The organism is Sulfurovum sp. TSL6 (genome assembly GCF_019972115.1).
In the GTDB taxonomy this organism is placed as follows: Bacteria; Campylobacterota; Campylobacteria; order Campylobacterales; family Sulfurovaceae; genus Sulfurovum.
Map to the genome: position 1 here is coordinate 1 of NZ_BPFJ01000002.1, position 16,645 is coordinate 16,645.

The 16,645-nt window shown below is 38.1% G+C and carries 16 protein-coding genes and 1 riboswitch; of the genes, 1 reads left to right on the forward strand and 15 read right to left on the reverse strand.

Annotated elements, in window-relative coordinates:
* The 10 genes from LDM93_RS04975 to purL all read right to left on the reverse strand — a co-directional run.
* Window positions 1–269, reverse strand: a 269-nt coding sequence (locus LDM93_RS04975) for a hypothetical protein (protein WP_223891030.1), incomplete at its 3' end; no start/stop codon positions are given.
* A gap of 36 nt (window positions 270–305) precedes the next feature.
* A riboswitch (cyclic di-GMP riboswitch) is annotated at window positions 306–380 on the reverse strand.
* 95 nt (window positions 381–475) lie between these two features.
* Window positions 476–1,546: a dTDP-glucose 4,6-dehydratase gene (gene rfbB, locus LDM93_RS04980; RefSeq protein WP_223891031.1), complete on the reverse strand. Its 1,071-nt coding sequence runs from the start codon at window positions 1,544–1,546 to the stop codon at window positions 476–478.
* Window positions 1,547–1,560: 14 nt separating this feature from the next.
* Window positions 1,561–2,133 carry a dTDP-4-dehydrorhamnose 3,5-epimerase gene (gene rfbC / locus LDM93_RS04985; RefSeq protein ID WP_223891032.1) on the reverse strand — a complete coding sequence of 191 codons (573 nt, stop codon included), beginning with the start codon at window positions 2,131–2,133 and terminating at the stop codon, window positions 1,561–1,563.
* 17 nt (window positions 2,134–2,150) lie between these two features.
* Complete coding sequence (locus LDM93_RS04990) at window positions 2,151–3,293, reverse strand: hypothetical protein (protein ID WP_223891033.1); 1,143 nt, start codon at window positions 3,291–3,293, stop codon at window positions 2,151–2,153.
* Window positions 3,294–3,302: 9 nt separating this feature from the next.
* Complete coding sequence (gene rfbA / locus LDM93_RS04995; protein WP_223891034.1) at window positions 3,303–4,172, reverse strand: glucose-1-phosphate thymidylyltransferase RfbA; 870 nt, start codon at window positions 4,170–4,172, stop codon at window positions 3,303–3,305.
* Window positions 4,169–5,392, reverse strand: coding sequence for a UDP-N-acetyl-D-mannosamine dehydrogenase (wecC, locus tag LDM93_RS05000; RefSeq protein WP_223891035.1), 1,224 nt, complete (start codon window positions 5,390–5,392; stop codon window positions 4,169–4,171). The genes rfbA and wecC overlap by 4 nt, the downstream gene beginning before the upstream one ends.
* Window positions 5,382–6,167, reverse strand: a complete 786-nt coding sequence (wecB, locus tag LDM93_RS05005; protein ID WP_223891036.1) for a non-hydrolyzing UDP-N-acetylglucosamine 2-epimerase — start codon at window positions 6,165–6,167, stop codon at window positions 5,382–5,384. Before wecB ends, wecC begins: the two co-directional genes overlap by 11 nt.
* A gap of 185 nt (window positions 6,168–6,352) precedes the next feature.
* On the reverse strand, window positions 6,353–6,688 hold the full coding sequence (locus LDM93_RS05010) for a DsrE family protein (protein WP_223891037.1): 336 nt from the start codon (window positions 6,686–6,688) through the stop codon (window positions 6,353–6,355).
* A gap of 107 nt (window positions 6,689–6,795) precedes the next feature.
* Window positions 6,796–8,328, reverse strand: coding sequence for a bifunctional phosphoribosylaminoimidazolecarboxamide formyltransferase/IMP cyclohydrolase (gene purH, locus LDM93_RS05015; RefSeq protein ID WP_223891038.1), 1,533 nt, complete (start codon window positions 8,326–8,328; stop codon window positions 6,796–6,798).
* A gap of 274 nt (window positions 8,329–8,602) precedes the next feature.
* The gene (gene purL, locus LDM93_RS05020; protein WP_223891040.1) at window positions 8,603–10,825 is read right to left on the reverse strand and encodes a phosphoribosylformylglycinamidine synthase subunit PurL; all 2,223 of its coding nucleotides are present in this window, start codon (window positions 10,823–10,825) and stop codon (window positions 8,603–8,605) included.
* A gap of 241 nt (window positions 10,826–11,066) precedes the next feature.
* Between purL and LDM93_RS05025 the strand changes: the two genes are divergently transcribed.
* Complete coding sequence (locus tag LDM93_RS05025; RefSeq protein ID WP_223891041.1) at window positions 11,067–11,747, forward strand: dUTP diphosphatase; 681 nt, start codon at window positions 11,067–11,069, stop codon at window positions 11,745–11,747.
* Between the two features lie 13 nt (window positions 11,748–11,760).
* Here LDM93_RS05025 and LDM93_RS05030 read toward each other — a convergent pair whose 3' ends face one another.
* The 5 genes from LDM93_RS05030 to yidC form a co-directional block, all read right to left on the reverse strand.
* Complete coding sequence (locus LDM93_RS05030; protein ID WP_223891042.1) at window positions 11,761–12,378, reverse strand: carboxypeptidase regulatory-like domain-containing protein; 618 nt, start codon at window positions 12,376–12,378, stop codon at window positions 11,761–11,763.
* A 56-nt stretch (window positions 12,379–12,434) separates the two neighbouring features.
* Entirely contained in the window at window positions 12,435–12,755 is a 321-nt protein-coding gene (locus tag LDM93_RS05035; RefSeq protein WP_223891043.1) for an SEL1-like repeat protein, read from the reverse strand.
* A 1-nt stretch (window position 12,756) separates the two neighbouring features.
* A complete protein-coding gene (gene mnmE / locus LDM93_RS05040) occupies window positions 12,757–14,097 on the reverse strand; it encodes a tRNA uridine-5-carboxymethylaminomethyl(34) synthesis GTPase MnmE (RefSeq protein ID WP_223891044.1) in 1,341 nt (446 codons plus the stop codon).
* Between the two features lie 83 nt (window positions 14,098–14,180).
* Entirely contained in the window at window positions 14,181–15,041 is an 861-nt protein-coding gene (locus tag LDM93_RS05045; RefSeq protein ID WP_223891045.1) for a Jag N-terminal domain-containing protein, read from the reverse strand.
* A gap of 3 nt (window positions 15,042–15,044) precedes the next feature.
* Entirely contained in the window at window positions 15,045–16,643 is a 1,599-nt protein-coding gene (gene yidC, locus LDM93_RS05050; protein ID WP_223891046.1) for a membrane protein insertase YidC, read from the reverse strand.
* Window positions 16,644–16,645: the final 2 nt, after the last annotated feature.

Genomic DNA, 16,645 nt, shown 5'->3' on the forward strand with positions numbered 1-16,645 from the left:
CTTGGATGGTGAATGGTAGGGAAAAAGTCAATACTGAAACCTCCCTCTGTGGATACAGGAAGAGCTCTAGAAAACTGAAGAGCAATATCATTACCGGTTAGCACACGGATCTGCTCTCCTGCTCCATCATAGCTAAGACTACCTACACCACCTTTCGTCCATGTATCCTCGGTAATGTACTCGGATGTCGTATCTGTGCTGAAGTCGTCGCTATAAGAGGCATGTAATATAGAGGAAATAAAAAGAAAAATGAAGAAAAAATATTTCATTGTACTACTCCAAACATTTTATTAAAAAAATTATTTCTGAGTAGCTTGGCAATCTATATGAGACCCATGGCTTTCTGTCCTGCCTTTTCAGACAGTTTAGCTTTTTGCAGAGTGCTTAGTCCCGAAGTATATTATTATAAAGCTTAATTAAGAATAAATATAAATTTTTATAAAACTTTATATTCTATAAATATAATCTAAAAAATTTAACTCATATCCATGATAGAATTATATTTATCTAGATACCATTTAATGGTTTTCTCTATCCCACTTTCAAAATTCTCTTCAGCCTTCCATCCTAATTCATCTTCTATTTTTGTGGCATCAATAGCATAACGTCTGTCATGACCTGCACGGTCTTCTACAAAGGTAATTTGATCAATATAACTATCTCCTGAATCTTTTGGACTTAGTTTATCCAGTATTTCACAGATCTTATTAGCAATATAATTATTATCCCGTTCATTACGTCCACCTATATTATAAACTTCACCTATTCTACCTTTATGATATGCAAGATCAATCCCAGTACAATGATCATCTACATATAACCAGTCTCGAATATTTTTGCCATCACCGTAAATAGGGATTTTTTCATTTCTTAATGCTTTTCTAATAATCGTAGGGATTAGTTTTTCATCATGCTGCCTTGGCCCATAGTTATTAGAACAATTTGTTATAATAGTGTTCAATCCATAGGTATGATAGTAACTACGTATGATCATATCACTCCCTGCTTTGCTTGCCGCGTAAGGAGAGTTTGGTGCATAAGGTGTCTTTTCAGTGAATAATCCTTTGTCACCAAGTGTTCCATAGACTTCATCTGTAGAAATATGATGAAAACGACATAATTCATAACCATTTTTATATTCAAAAGGTTTGTTCATCCATTTTTTGTAAGCAACGTCAACCAATGTAAATGTACCATTTATATTAGTTTCAATAAATACACCTGGATTTTTAATAGAGTTATCAACATGACTCTCTGCAGCAAAATGAATGACACCTCTTATATCGTGTGTTTCAAAGATACTTTCTACAAGTTCACGGTCACAAATATCCCCATTCACAAAAGTATAACGATCATGATCTTCTATCTCATTTAAGTTTCCAAGATTTCCTGCATAAGTTAAAAGATCAAGATTGACAATATGATATTCTGAGTATTTTTCTAAAAAGTAAAGTATGAAATTTGAACCTATAAAACCAGCACATCCGGTAAGTAAAATTGATTTTCTGTTTTGAGTATTACGCCCCATCATCTCTTCTCTTTTCATCATAATAAATATTTTTATTCATATAAATTGTCTTTATAATCAAATAAATCAGCGTCTGTTAACGAAGGGTGCATCTTATCTTTTTCCGAAAGCAATAACTTTTCTAGATCAATACCCCATGAAATATCAATAGCCGGGTCATTATAAACAATACCCTTGTCATACTCTGGAGCATAGTAATTATCCACTTTATAAGTAAAAATTGCAGTTTCAGAAGTAACAACAAACCCATGGGCAAATCCTCTTGGTACAAACAATTGACGTTTGTTTTCACCTGAAAGTTCAACAGCAATATGTTTGCCAAATGTCGGTGAACCCTTACGAATATCTACAGCAACATCAATGACACTGCCTATTATTACGCGTACAAGTTTACTTTGTGAAAAGGGAGGAAGCTGATAATGTAGTCCCCGAAGTACACCAAACGAAGATTTTGATTCATTATCCTGAATAAAGTTTACTTTGTAGCCTATAGCCTCTTCAAATTGATCCTGTCGAAATGTCTCGGTAAAATAACCACGATCATCACCAAATACTTTTGGCTCTAATATGACCACACCTTCTACTTCTGTTTTGATTATTTTCATAGCCTATACCTTCTATTTTAACCTTCAAAAACTTTCTTCTCTATACTTTTCCATACTTGCACTGCCAAAGATTCCGGTAGTTCTACATCCTCAAAAGTTAGCTCCGATCCTTCAGAGACTGGCCGTTTAATAACAGCATCTTTCATTAATCCTATCGGTACATGTCCTTTATGCTCTTTGATCTTGACAGCTATACCACGAACATCAAAACTTCCAATTCCTTTTTTAATCGTTTCCCCTGGTTTAAGATTTCTTTTTGCGATAGTCGTAACGCTAATAGTCGGATCTGTACTATTATCAAGTAGTACTCCACCTCCTCTCAATACACGGTCAACAGTTTTCATCATCTCTAAATGACATAAATGAAAAGTACGCTCTAAAATATAATAGGGACCATCCCCCATTTTGTAATAATGCAAAGCATCTTTCTGATTTTCATTATGCTCAACTGCTAGAAATACACCAGCAGGTAATTTTGGTGATAATAAATAGTCACTAATAGGATATCCTAGTTCTTTAGCCTTTTCGGCCAAGATATTTCCACCATGATTCATATTATCATCAGAGAGTCCCATAAGTCCATCTTGCACTATACTGGCATGCAACCCGTTAGCGACCAATGCTTGTTCAATATTCACTTTTGTTCCATCGGTAAATGAAGTTACCATATCCAGACTTATACCAGATCGCTTTCCCCAATACTGCATCTCTTCTAGTGTTGGATCATGATTTAAAAAACCTTTAATATTTCCATAGACAAGTGGCTTAAAACCCATGGCAATTGCTTCTTCATGCAGCATGGCCAAAACACCAGGCTGATCACCTTCAGCTTCTGTCAGCAATCCTTTATCAATGAAATAGGAACCAACTGTTACATGAAATTCGGAATTCATGGTAACAACCGGGATTGATGCCTCTAAAATTCTACTTATGGTTTCACACGCATATATAGCATCTCCAGTACATTCAACAATTAAATCAGAATTTGCTATGAGTTCATCAAGATCATTGGTCATATGATCATTATGAGGAAAATCACTTCTTTTTTCGATACCTGTACGCGTTAGTATTTTTTCAAGTATATAGTTCGGATGATCATAAAGTAGGTTTATAAACCCTTTTGCAATAAATCCTGACCCAATAACGCTGATTCTACTCATATTGTTTCCTTATTTTCCTTTTGCCATTTCTAGCATATATTGACCATATTCTGTTTTTTTAAGTGGCTGGGCCAATGCAATGAGTTCTTCACTGCTGATCCACCCTTTATAATAGGCAACTTCTTCAATACAAGCAACTTTATAGCCCTGTCGTTGTTCTATATTCTGAATATACAAGCTTGCTTGAGCAAGACTTTCATGCGTGCCTGTATCAAGCCAAGCATAACCCCTTCCTAACAGTTCTACCCGTAAATTATTTCGTTTCAGATACTCCTGATTTATGGATGTGATCTCAATCTCTCCCCGTTCTGATGGCTGGACATTTTTTGCTATCTCCACAACATCGTTATCATAAAAATAAAGGCCGGTCACTGCATAATTACTCTTCGGATTAATCGGCTTTTCTTCAATCGATATCACTTTATCATTCTCATCAAATTCGACTATACCAAAACGTTCCGGGTCTTTAACATAATAACCAAATATTGTAGCACCATCCGTTTGTTTTGCCGCTTCTTCCAACCTTGGTGTCAACCCGGGACCATAAAAAATATTGTCACCAAGAATCAAGCAAACACTGTCATCACCAATAAAAGTCTCACCAAGTATAAAGGCATCAGCCAACCCCAGAGGAGACTCCTGAACAATATACTCAAACTTCATACCTAGATGTGATCCATCACCTAAAAGCTCCATAAATCGACCAAGATCCTGGGAAGTTGAAATAATCAATACTTCATGTATTCCTGCAAGCATCAAAACAGATAGTGGATAGTAGATCATTGGTTTATCATATACGGGAAGCAGTTGTTTTGATATCACTTTTGTAATCGGATAAAGCCTTGTACCGCTTCCCCCTGCTAATATAATCCCTTTCATTTTATGTCCTTTTTTTGATTATATTTCGTAACACCACAAAAATCAAATACTTCTTTTCCAAAGATACGTATACCCTTGAATTCATCATGTGCTACTAAAAATACGATGATATCTGCATCATTAATAGCCTCTTCATCTTGAACAAGCTCAAATTCATCTGAAGTTTTTAGATTCGGTTCTACAGGGAGAACTTCAAGTCCTTCAGCAATTAAACGTCTTGTGATATAAAGTGCAGGAGACTCTCTAAGGTCATCAATATTTGGTTTAAACGCCAGTCCCATACATGCAACCTTGGCTTTTTTACCATTATCTTTCTCAATTATCAGTGCTACATTTTTTATCTTTTCTATAGCCCATTCTGTTTTGTAAGTATTAACCTCTCTGGCTGTCCTGATAATCTTTGCATCTTCTCCACCTGCATGCACAATGAACCAGGGATCAACCGCAATACAATGTCCCCCTACTCCTGCACCTGGTTGTAAAATGTTTACACGTGGATGACGGTTTGCAAGGGAAATCAGTTCCCAAACATTAATACCAAATTTATCTGATAAAATAGAGAGTTCATTGGCAAATGCTATGTTCACATCTCGATAACTGTTCTCAGTCAGTTTAGCCATTTCAGCTGTTTTTGCATCTGTCTTCAGTATTTGCCCGCTCACAAAGGTTTTATAAAAGGCTGCTGTCTCATCAGTTGCTTCTTCATTAAGACCTCCTACTATACGGTCATTCTCTACCAATTCACGCATAATTTGTCCAGGTAAAACACGCTCGGGACAATGGGCTATATGCACCTTACTTATGTCTACTCCCTGTTCTTGCAATACTTCTGCCACTTTATCTGTAGTGCCTACAGGAGAAGTAGACTCTAAGATAATAATATTTCCATCTTTAACATAGGGAGCAATAGACTCAGTTGCAGTAAGAACATAATCTATATTTGGTACATAACCGTCATGAAATGGTGTAGGAACTGCAATGATGAATACATCTGATTCTTGTGGTTTTATATCTGCGATCAGGTTACCTGAATTTACAGCCGAACGGACAAAGGTATCTAGATCCGGCTCTACAATATGGATCTTACCTTGATTAATGGTATCCACGGTACTTTGTACTACATCAACACCATGTACTTGATATTTACGGTTGGCCAAGAGTGCTGCTGTCGGAAGACCTATATATCCTAATCCCATGACACATACTGTTTTAGTTTGCATATTTTTCCTTTATCAGATTTAAAATTTTTTGGCATGCTTTTCCATCTCCATATGGATTATCGATTTGGCTCATACTCTCATAAATTGATCTATCTTTCAGTAATTTATTTCCTTCGTTTACTATCGTTATGGGGTTTGTTCCCACCAGTTTTACTGTACCAGCTTCAAGCGCTTCCGGTCTTTCAGTTGTATTACGCATTACCAATATATGATTCTCAATCTTGTCTAATACCCAAAACAATGCATCAATGACCGTATTTCCTGTTACATAAATATCATCTTTATCTATATTCCCTTTTAAGAGATTATCTTTACTAGTTTCTGTAGGTGCAAAATGAAATTTGGTAATCTGTGATGTGAGTTTACGGTTTGCTTCTTCTGGCCAAGTACTGTAGATATTACCGGTACGAAGACCTGCTTCCACATGAGCAACTGGTATCTTTTGATAAAATGCGCTCATGGCTGAAGCAATAGTTGTTGTAGTATCGCCATGTACAAAAAGTACATCAGGTTGATACTCCATAAGCACTTCTTTCATTCCAAGTAGAATATGACTTGTTATATCATATAGATATTGTCCCGCTTTCATAATATTAAGATCAAAATCGGGAACAATGTCAAAAATATCTAATACTTGATCGAGCATTTCTCTATGTTGTGCAGTCACACAAACTTTTGTGTCTATATCTTGTGATTGTTTTTTAAATGCCAGTACAAGGGGTGCCATTTTAATGGCTTCAGGTCTTGTACTAAATACGAGTAATACTTTTTTCATGATATTCCCTCATGTTAAAAATAATTTGAAAGGTTAACCATATAATGAAAAGATAATGTATTCTCCAGTAGAGATGATATGTTTTAAGAAAAAAACATTTATCACATATTTGTCATTATATGACTCCTATTATTTTTAAAACTATTTAAGTATATCAGAATTTAATATTAAAAGTAAATTTTTTCTTAAAAAGTGATTACTTTCCACTCTTCTTTCAATGCATCAGTCAGTAGTTCTCCGGTATGGATCATATCTATCCCTAATGAAGCCAGCTTCTCGGTCACGCCATATTCATCACTGCATACCACACAGCATGAGAGTTCGACACCTGTTGCTTTGATCTGAGATACCATCTCTTGCAATGCTTCATTTTCTGCCAAAAGTTTTGCAGAAGGTCCCCATACCATTAAATGGGCTTGATCCCAGTAGCCTCTTGGCAGAATGACACTTGAGTAGAGCAGTACCATCTTTTTGGCCACTTCTATCTCGGAAGTACTCCATACGATGAGTAATTTATCCATGGTTATTCCTAGTGATGTAATGATGTATTATAGTGTTTTTGAGAAGATTAAAAAAGGGAAAAAATAAATAAAAAAGGCAGTACGAAAAGAACATACTGCCATAGAAATTAATGTAAAAAGTGTCTTACCGTAGTAAAGTAAAGAGAGATACCATGTTCATTAGCCGCTTCAATGACTTCATCATCTCTGATACTTCCGCCAGGTTCAATGATCGCTTTTACACCCGCTGCTGCCGCTGCATCAATACTGTCACGGAACGGGAAGAAGGCTTCAGATGCCATCGCTGCACCGCTCACATCCAGATCCATCTCTTTGGCTTTTTTAAGGGCACACTGTGCAGCATCTACACGGCTTGTCATACCCATACCTACAGCAACCATCGCCGAATCTTTTACATAGACTACACAATTAGACTTTGTAAGACCAGCCACTTTCCATGCAATCTCCAAGTCTTTCATCTCTTGTGCTGTAGCTGTCAGTTCTGATTTTTTCTCTGCATTGTGTACTTCACCATCACAGATACAGTCTGCATTCTGATAGACAAATCCGCCATCTACATGTTTGAAATCATGGCTGTCATTTGACATCACAAGTTTTGTTCCACCCTGGGCAAACAGTTTAAGACGTTTTTTCTTCTCAAACACTTCTAAAGCATCTGCATCAAAATCTGCGGCCATGACCACTTCAAGGAAAATCTCATTCATCTTCTCTGCAAGTTCTTTAGTCACTACACCATTGACTGCAACCACACCACCGAATGCAGATACCGGGTCACACTTAAGTGCTTCTGTATAGGATTCTAAAAGTGTACCTTTAATCGCAAAACCACAAGGATTTCCATGTTTTACTATACATACAGCATTTTCATCACCAAAACTCGATGCGATCTTCAGTGCACCGTTCACATCATTGATGTTGTTGAAACTTGCTTCACCTTTGACCTGTTTGAAATTGTTCGTGAAGTGGTTGTCAAACTCATAGAGTGCACCTTTTTGGTGTGGGTTCTCACCATAACGTGTTTGGAATGATTTTTTACCAGTAATGAACTGATACTCACCAAAACCATCGTTAAAACGACCGTTCATGTAGTTTGCTATCATTGAATCATACGCAGCAGTATGTTCAAAAGCTTTGATCATCATATCTCTTCTGAACTCAACTGTGTTTGTATCATTTTTCAGGTTATCAAGTACCGTGTCATAATCTGCAACATCAGTCACAATGATCACACTGTCAAAGTTCTTTGCGGCACTTCTCACCATCGCTGGCCCACCGATGTCAATGTTCTCAATGATCTCTTCAAAATCATCCGTCTTTTCAATCGTTGCTTTAAACGGATAAAGATTCACACATACAAGATCAATCCCTTCTACACCGAGCTCTTTTGCCTGGTCTAAGTGAGACTGTTTATCCCTTCTATGTAAAATACCACCGTGGATATACGGGTTAAGCGTCTTCACTCTTCCCTCGAAACACTCAGGAAATTTTGTCACTTCATTGGCTTCAATCACTGCGATACCTGCATCTTGAAGTTTTTTATATGTACCACCCGTTGAAATGATCTCATAACCTAATGCTACCAACTCTTTGGCAAAGTTCTCTACACCGCTTTTGTCACTTACTGATATTAGTGCTCTCATTCTTCTCTCTTTCTCAATAATTAATAATAAATGTTACGGCGAACGCCCCGCTTGTACCCCACTTACGCTTTAGCGACGGAGGGTATCGGCATTTAGTGCCAGAAAAGCGAAGCGTTTCGAGAGCCGTAACGCTTTTTTGCCTACTTTTTATAAAAAAAGTAGAAATAAAACTCTCATCCCCAAAATAAAAGTGGAAATGCATACATCAATTCAAATAATAAACTCAAGTATACATTCCCACTCAGGAGAGTGGGAACAAGAGGAAATTATACTATTACAGGTCCTGCTCAATGGTACGAGCAAACGTATTAAAGTAAATATCTTTTACTTTCTCCAAAGAAAGTTCCACATCATTTATCTTCACGCTCTCTCCACCAACTGTACCGATATTTGTCACTTTAATACCTAGATCCATAGCCATACGAACGACAGCTTCTACATTCTCGTCCGAGACTTCTAAAAGTGCCCTGCTTTGTGACTCATCAAAGATATTTCTACTCTCATCCAAAGCGATCTCAGCGCTTACCCCTTTGTTAGAGACTGCTGCCATTTTAGAAAGTGCGATGGCTAATCCACCCACATTCACATCTTTTGCAGACTTTAAAAGTCCCTGTTTGTTCGCTTCGATGACAAGTTCCCAAAGTGCGAGTTCTGTTTTATAGTCAAATGTCGGTAAAGACCCAGCTGTTTCACCATGCAATGCTTTAATATAGAGTGATCCACCGAATTCACCTCTGGTTTCACCTATAAGAAGGATTTGACTTCCATCTTTCTGGAATGCTGAAGGGAGTACTTTGTTCTGATCATCGTTGAGCCCTACCATCGCGATTGCAGGTGTAGGGAATACAGAAACACCATTGGTTTCATTATAAAGCGATACATTACCACTAACCACCGGCGTATTCAGCTCTAAACATGCTTCTTTGATACCTTCACATCCCTGTGCAAACTGCCACATCACTTCAGGATTTTCCGGGTTACCGTAGTTCAGACAGTCCGTGATAGAAAGTGGTCTAGCCCCAGACATTGCGACATTACGTCCAGACTCCACTACTGCAAGTGCTGCACCTTTTTTTGGATCGATATAACAGTAACGCGGATTACAGTCAGAACTCATCGCCAAAGCTTTTCCATTTTCTTTGATACGGATAGAAGAGGCATCCAGACTTCCTGGCCCTTTCGTTGTGTTGGTCTGGACCATAGAATCATACTGATTATATACCCAGGCTTTATCTGAAATTTCGATATTTGAAAGCAGTGTTTCATAGGCTTTCTGATCATCCACTGCTGGATAACTCTCTACAGATTTCGCATTCACTTCATCTAAGTACGCAGGTCTTGCTATAGGTCTATCGAGTACCGGTGCTTCTTCACTCACGGGAGCGATAGGCATATCTGCACACTTTTCACCATGCCACATCAATTCCATACGCGCTGTATCTGTCACTTCACCGATCACAGCAACATCCAATTCCCATTTTTCAAAGATATCGATGATGGCTTGTTCACTTCCCTTTTTCGCACAAATGAGCATACGCTCTTGAGACTCAGAGAGCATGAAGTCATAAGGCATCATTCCCTCTTCTCTCGCAGGTACTTTGTCTAAGTGCATGATAAGACCTGCACCTGTTTTACCCGCCATTTCGAATGCTGAAGAAGTAAGCCCTGCTGCACCCATATCCTGGATACCTACCACATGGTCTGTCTTGAAGAGTTCTAAACATGCTTCAAGAAGAAGTTTCTCAGTAAATGGATCCCCAACCTGCACTGTTGGACGGAGTGACTTAGACTCTTCGGTAAAAGAGTCAGAACTCATGACTGCACCACCAAGACCGTCACGACCTGTTTTAGAACCTACATACATCACAGAGTTACCTATACCTGATGCAACACCTAAAAAGATCTCATCTGATTTTACCAGTCCAAGAGAAAAGGCATTCACAAGAATGTTGCCATTATAACTCTCATCGAAACTCACTTCACCCCCGATCGTAGGAACACCCATACAGTTACCGTAAGATCCGATACCGTCTACTACTCCACGTACAAGGTGTCTTTGGTATTTTGCAATGTCACTGTCACCATTCACTGTACCAAAGCGCAAAGCATTAAGGTTTGCTACCGGTCTTGCTCCCATGGTAAAAATATCCCTGAGTATACCTCCTACACCTGTCGCTGCACCCTGAAAAGGTTCTATATATGACGGGTGGTTATGACTTTCCATTTTAAAGACAGCCGCCATACCTTCACCTATATCGATGACACCTGCATTTTCACCTGGTCCCTGGATGACCCATGGTGCCTCTGTAGGGAAACCTCTAAGGTATTTTGTACTTGACTTGTAAGAACAGTGCTCTGACCACATTGCAGAAAAAATACCTATTTCTACGATATTTGGGTGACGACCGTCTAAGATACGTAAAATATCCTGGTACTCTTCTTTACTGAGTTTGTGATTTTTTAAAACTTCATCTAAATCTTCAATAGGTTGTGACATATATCTGTCCTTTTAGGAGGTAAAATAAGAGCCATATTTTACTCAAAAAGTACTAAATAAGTGATAAAAAGGTAGAATATTCCACTACGAAAAGTGACCAGTCACTTAAGCTTTCTGCTAAAGACAAGGATTAACATATAGTGTATTTGAAGCACTACATACTGAATCGTAAAACTTAGCGTTAGTGTAATAAAATGAACTTTGTTCATTTTATGTTTCAATTTAATAAAAAAGGCTATAAATGGATAAGATTTTACAAATGCTGCTGCTTCAACAACAACTCAATGATGCAACCAATGGTGAAGGTTGGGAAAAGGGTATTACTAAAAACGGGAAACTCATTGACTGGAAACGTGCTACCTACTTGGAGTGTGCCGAACTTATAGAGTCTTACCCTTGGAAACACTGGAAAAATATAGATGCTGAGCCTGATTATGCAAATATTAGGATAGAAGCTGTAGATATTTGGCATTTTATCATGTCACAGGGACTGGAAGACTATAAGATGAAAAATCTCGGATGTATTGATACATTGTCAAGAAGTATTTCAAAGTTACCTAATTTTCAAAACTTTTTAGCCGATATCATACCTACAACAAAAGATCATTATGCACAAATAGAAGTAGTCGAGAACTTGATGAGAACAATTTTTTGCGAAGATTCAACAGAAAAACTTATGGAAGCATTTATCGATGTGGCGGTACAATCCGGACTCAACCTAGATGCGTTGTATAAACTTTATGTGGGGAAAAATATCTTAAACCAGTTCAGACAGGACCACGGTTATAAAGAGGGTACCTACATCAAAATATGGAATAGTGAGGAAGATAATGTTGTCATGCAACGCGTACTTGAAGAAAATGAAGATGTGACGCCAGACGGTCTCTACAAAGCTTTGGAAGAAGCTTATCCAAAAGGATAAGCAACGATAGGGTTTACTCTACACTCCTGGTCAAATCTTGCTCCACGATTTGATTTCCATGTACACTCACTTTTGTGGCTATACGTATATTTTTCATACTTCCATAACCACACTCTTCTCCACATTTCACCGTGCCTATAAGATAATAACTTCCCGAAGGCACACCATAAAATGCAAATTCTCCATTTTTGTCTGAAGCGGTGAATTTTAAATAATTAAAGAGTCTAGGATCTGCTGCCTGCATCTTGTACCCGCCTAAATAACTCTCTTCATACCACTGCTCAGAATAACTTGTGATCGGATTTAAGTAGAGACGTGTACTTGCACCCAATATACGTCTATCATAGTAATCCTTCACATAAATGGTACCCTTAACTGTTCCTTTACCTGTTCTAGCCAAACGATAATACTCTGATTCAGGGAATTCAATACGTGCCATTTTATTCTCTTCACCATCCTCCATGATCATCATTTCAGATATGGTAAGATTATCATCAGATATATTGACATCATCTACACTACTTGAATGCGCCCAAAAATTTTTATTTAAATGTATATCTCTCTGTACACATCCGGTAAATAAAGACATTGCCATGAGTGACATTATGATCATAGTGCCTATTTTAAACATTTTACACCTTCATTTGTAATTTTGACATTATACACAATTAACTTTACTATCGTCTATTAACAACGCTTCTTTTCATGTATCTTTTCTAAAAAACTTCTTGCATCATCATCACCGGAAAAGGCAGCCTTTTGATACCAGAATGCTGCTTTCTGACAACTTTTTTTGACAGCATGCCCCTTGCGATATCTATGCGCTAAAGAGTATTGTGCCTCAACTTCACCCTTTTTGGCAAATCGATACAGCTGCTTTACTTTTCTTTTTTCACCTTTATAATACTTGATCGTACTAAAGATAAACCAAATCGTAAAAACAGACAAAGCCAAAAGTATATAAAGCTCTACGTTTTCCAGATCATTCAAATATTCAACACTCTGCATCTTATTTTCCTAAACAGAATTCACCGAACATTTTGTCTAGTATCTCTTCAGAGTCATAAGGTTTAGATATAGATGAGATAGACTTGACCGCTTCTTGCAAATGATAGGAAAAAAACTCTAACTCACCATGCATTAAAGGTTCTTTTGCTTCTTCTATAGAGGATTTTGCTTTATTGACGGCTTCGATCTGTCTAGAAGAGATCAGCATAAGCTCTTCTCCTTCTCCGATGCTATCAAAAAGGCGTTCAAGTCTTTCTGTAAGTTTCACAAAAGCTTTTTTGGCACTGACTTCCAATACGTCATATGCCTGAAGTTTCGTGATATCAAATACCCTATCAAGATCTGATTTGTTTAGGGCCACAACAATATGTTTATCTTCTACTGCTTCAAGAATAGAAAGTATTTTTGCATCTTCCTCATCAAACGGACGTGAACTGTCAAAAAGTGCAACAATGACATCAGCATCCTTCACTGATGAAAGTGAACGTTCTATTCCTATCTTTTCTATCGTATCCTCTGATTCACGTATCCCTGCGGTATCTACCAATCGTATAATATGGGAACCTATGCGTACCTGCTCCTCGATCGTATCTCTGGTTGTCCCTGCAATATCACTGACGATGGCCCTGTCATACGAAAGCAAGGCATTCAGTAGAGAACTTTTACCTACATTTGGTTTCCCTACGATCGCTACCTTAAAACCTTCTATCAAGCCTCTTCGCCTGTGACTCGCTTCAACAATTTGTTCTATCTGATCTGTGAGCGCATCCAACTGTGTACGTATACTGCTCATAATATCATCAGGGATATCTTCTTCTGCATAATCGATCATGACTTCAGAGTATGCCAAAGATCTTAAAAGTGCATCCCTGCTCTCATCCACAAAGGTTTTGAGTTCGCCTTTCATCTGTTTAGCCAATATCTTTGCTGCATCTACACTTTTGGCTTCTATCAGTTTTGAAATGGCCTCTGCTTCTGTAAGATCGATCTTGCCATTAAGAAATGCACGCTTAGAGAACTCACCCGGTTCAGCAAGTCTTACGCCATAAGATGTGATGGTATCAAGTATCTCCTGCGCGACGATCATCCCGCCGTGGCACTGAAACTCTACGATCTCCTCACCTGTAAAGCTGTGTGGTGCAGCAAAGTATATCATGATCGCATGGTCTATGAGTTCATTGTTAAAATTATAAAGAGATGTGAGATGTGCGTGTCTTGGGGTAATGTTTTCTAAATGAGATATCTTATGTGCGATCTCCAATGCAGCATCTCCACTCACTCTGATGATAGAGATAGAAGAGACACCATGTGCAGTAGCAATGGCAGCAATTGAATTATGCATAATTCATCCAAACGCGGCTAGCCGTGTGAGCTCTTCGCTGAGAAGTAGTATATAGTACTTTGTTCCATATACGCTCTATAATATTATCCATGGGTCTTATTGTTGTTAAATTCGTTTATGACAACAAATTTTTTACCGTCTCTACTTGTCTTGACTGCCACATATTTATCGGGGAATCTTTCACGCAGCTGTTCCAGTGCTATTTGTACCAAAATACCATCAAGGAAACGTGTTTTACCTTTTCCATGTTTCTCAACATTTTCAATCACCGGTTTAATATAATTCCGTATCATCTCTTGTTGCGTCGTTAAAAATTCTGCGATCTCAAGCTTAATGAACAGTTCATATTTCGTATGTAACCAATTAAAAAGCATATAAGAGAGCGCATTATAACGATACCCTTCTTTACCTATGAGAAGTGCCGCATCATCACCATCGATGAAGATCAATGCAGTATTATCTCTGACATCTACTTCAACCACATCTATATCAAAACAAGAGTGAGAAAGCAGCTCTTTAAGTTGATCTTCTATCATCAGTGCCAACTCGTCATAGACAACTGTTTCATCTTCAAAGACTTCTACTTCATCCTCATGATGATCGACTTCAAAGAAGCTATCTACAATAGCATCTTTTTCAATCTCAGGTTCAGCATGCGCATTTAGGGAAGTTTGTTCTTCTTTGACTGTGGCTATGATTTCAGAAGCAACACTCTCTTCTGCAGTTGGCACATCAAGTGCTTCTTTTTTTACTTCATGTTTTACATGCTTTGAAACAGTTTTTTTACATGTTGCTACGATGATCGCATTTTTTTTCAAAAGGCCGAAGAGTCCTTTAGAAGGATGCTGTATCACTTCAGTCTGAAGTTCAGAAACAGAGCAGCCCAACATTTGAGAAGCTTTTTGATAGGCTTCTTCCAGTGTTGGTGCTTCAACCTTTTTCATCACCTAGTCCTTTGTTTTCTTGTGCGCTGCCACTGCCAACGCCTTTTGTTTTTTATACATATGGTTGATAAAGTATTGTTGAGCGATCGTAAACAAGTTGTTCACTAACCAGTACAATACAAGACCAGATGGGAAATAGACAAAGAACACCGTCATGATCACAGGGAACCACTTAAAGATCTTCTCCTGTAACGGATCAGTAAAGTTACTTGGCGTGATCTTTTGCTGGAACCACATAGAAGCACCCATTAAGACAGGAAGTACAAAATAAGGGTCCATCACGGCAAGGTTGTCTATCCAAAGTATCCATCCGGCACCTTGCAACTCATCTGCATTTAAAAGCACACGGTAAAGCGCAAAGAAAACAGGAATTTGTAAAATAAGCGGTAAACATCCACCCATAGGGTTTGCACCGTGTTTCTTATACATTTCCATCATCTGTGCATTCATTTTTGCAGGATCACCTTTATATTTCTCTTTGATATCTTTCATTTTAGGTGCCAAGTCTTTCAGTTTGTTCATTGACATCATACCTTTGTATGAAAGTGGGAATAAGACAAATTTTACAAGTAATGTAAAGAGGATGATCGCCCATCCCCAGTTACCCACATAATCATTGATCCAAAGCAATACTTTGAAGAATGGTTTTGCGAGGAATGAGAACCATCCAAATTCGATGGCGTCTGTAAGCTCTGGGTGGATCGCACTAAGTATTTTCTCTTCTTTAGGTCCGATGTACGCATGTACCGCTAATGTCTCAGCTCCCTCAACAAAGATAAGAGGATCACCATTGGCCTCTTTTAAGATAGAAACATTCATCCCTTTATCGAAGTCAAAGAACATTGAAGCGACATATCGGTCAAAAGCTGATGCTATTTTTGCATTTTGGAACTTTTCATACCCTTCAGCATCACCGTCTTCTATCGTATTGATGATATTATCCGCTCCCTTTACCAATGCTCCTCTTACGAGCATATACATAGACTGGTCAGCTACAGGTCTGTGTCCTGGTGTAATGAAGTATGGTGTTGGTACAGAAGTTGTCACGGTTACATCATACTGTCCTGTAGGCTTGAAAGTAATCTCTTTTGTCACTGTCACAGAAGAGAGTGTTTGTGTTAAAGTCACCGTTTGAGGACCTTCGCTCACATCTATCGTTTTACTTCCACTGTTTACATAAGGTGTTTTAAATGCTTCATCATTCAATTTTGCATCTGAAAATCTTACTTCCAATGGCTTCACTTCATTCACGCCTAAAATTTTCAGATTCTTACCATCTTCATCATGATACTTCGCTTCTAAAAGTTCAACTTGAGAGATACGTGCGTATTCATCCACAGTCATAATAAAGTTATCAGATTTCACAGAGATCAACCCTGTTGATGCCATTTGTACCGGTGCACTTGCTGCTGTTGATCCTGAAGCAGTTGGAGTAGGTACATTTGCTTTATCTACTGTAGGAGTTTGATGTGCTGTATTTGTTGTTTGTTCAGTGGTTTGTGTAGATTTTTCAGGTGGGAAAAAATAGCTATATCCTATAAATACGAAGAATGAAAGTGCCAGTGCCAGAAGAAGTCGTTTATTTAAATCTTGTTGTTCCAAAA

Bases quoted from the DNA above. Each gene is read 5' to 3' on its own strand.
- LDM93_RS05035 (WP_223891043.1), bottom strand. From the start codon at position 12,755: ATGCAGAGTGTTGAATATTTGAATGATCTGGAAAACGTAGAGCTTTAT.
- LDM93_RS04990 (WP_223891033.1), bottom strand. From the start codon at position 3,293: ATGAGTAGAATCAGCGTTATTGGGTCAGGATTTATTGCAAAAGGGTTT.
- LDM93_RS05030 (WP_223891042.1), bottom strand. From the start codon at position 12,378: ATGTTTAAAATAGGCACTATGATCATAATGTCACTCATGGCAATGTCT.
- rfbC (WP_223891032.1), bottom strand. From the start codon at position 2,133: ATGAAAATAATCAAAACAGAAGTAGAAGGTGTGGTCATATTAGAGCCA.
- LDM93_RS05025 (WP_223891041.1), top strand. From the start codon at position 11,067: ATGGATAAGATTTTACAAATGCTGCTGCTTCAACAACAACTCAATGAT.
- rfbB (WP_223891031.1), bottom strand. From the start codon at position 1,546: ATGAAAAGAGAAGAGATGATGGGGCGTAATACTCAAAACAGAAAATCA.
- mnmE (WP_223891044.1), bottom strand. From the start codon at position 14,097: ATGCATAATTCAATTGCTGCCATTGCTACTGCACATGGTGTCTCTTCT.
- wecB (WP_223891036.1), bottom strand. From the start codon at position 6,167: ATGAAAAAAGTATTACTCGTATTTAGTACAAGACCTGAAGCCATTAAA.
- purL (WP_223891040.1), bottom strand. From the start codon at position 10,825: ATGTCACAACCTATTGAAGATTTAGATGAAGTTTTAAAAAATCACAAA.
- purH (WP_223891038.1), bottom strand. From the start codon at position 8,328: ATGAGAGCACTAATATCAGTAAGTGACAAAAGCGGTGTAGAGAACTTT.
- rfbA (WP_223891034.1), bottom strand. From the start codon at position 4,172: ATGAAAGGGATTATATTAGCAGGGGGAAGCGGTACAAGGCTTTATCCG.
- LDM93_RS05010 (WP_223891037.1), bottom strand. From the start codon at position 6,688: ATGGATAAATTACTCATCGTATGGAGTACTTCCGAGATAGAAGTGGCC.
- LDM93_RS05045 (WP_223891045.1), bottom strand. From the start codon at position 15,041: ATGAAAAAGGTTGAAGCACCAACACTGGAAGAAGCCTATCAAAAAGCT.
- wecC (WP_223891035.1), bottom strand. From the start codon at position 5,392: ATGCAAACTAAAACAGTATGTGTCATGGGATTAGGATATATAGGTCTT.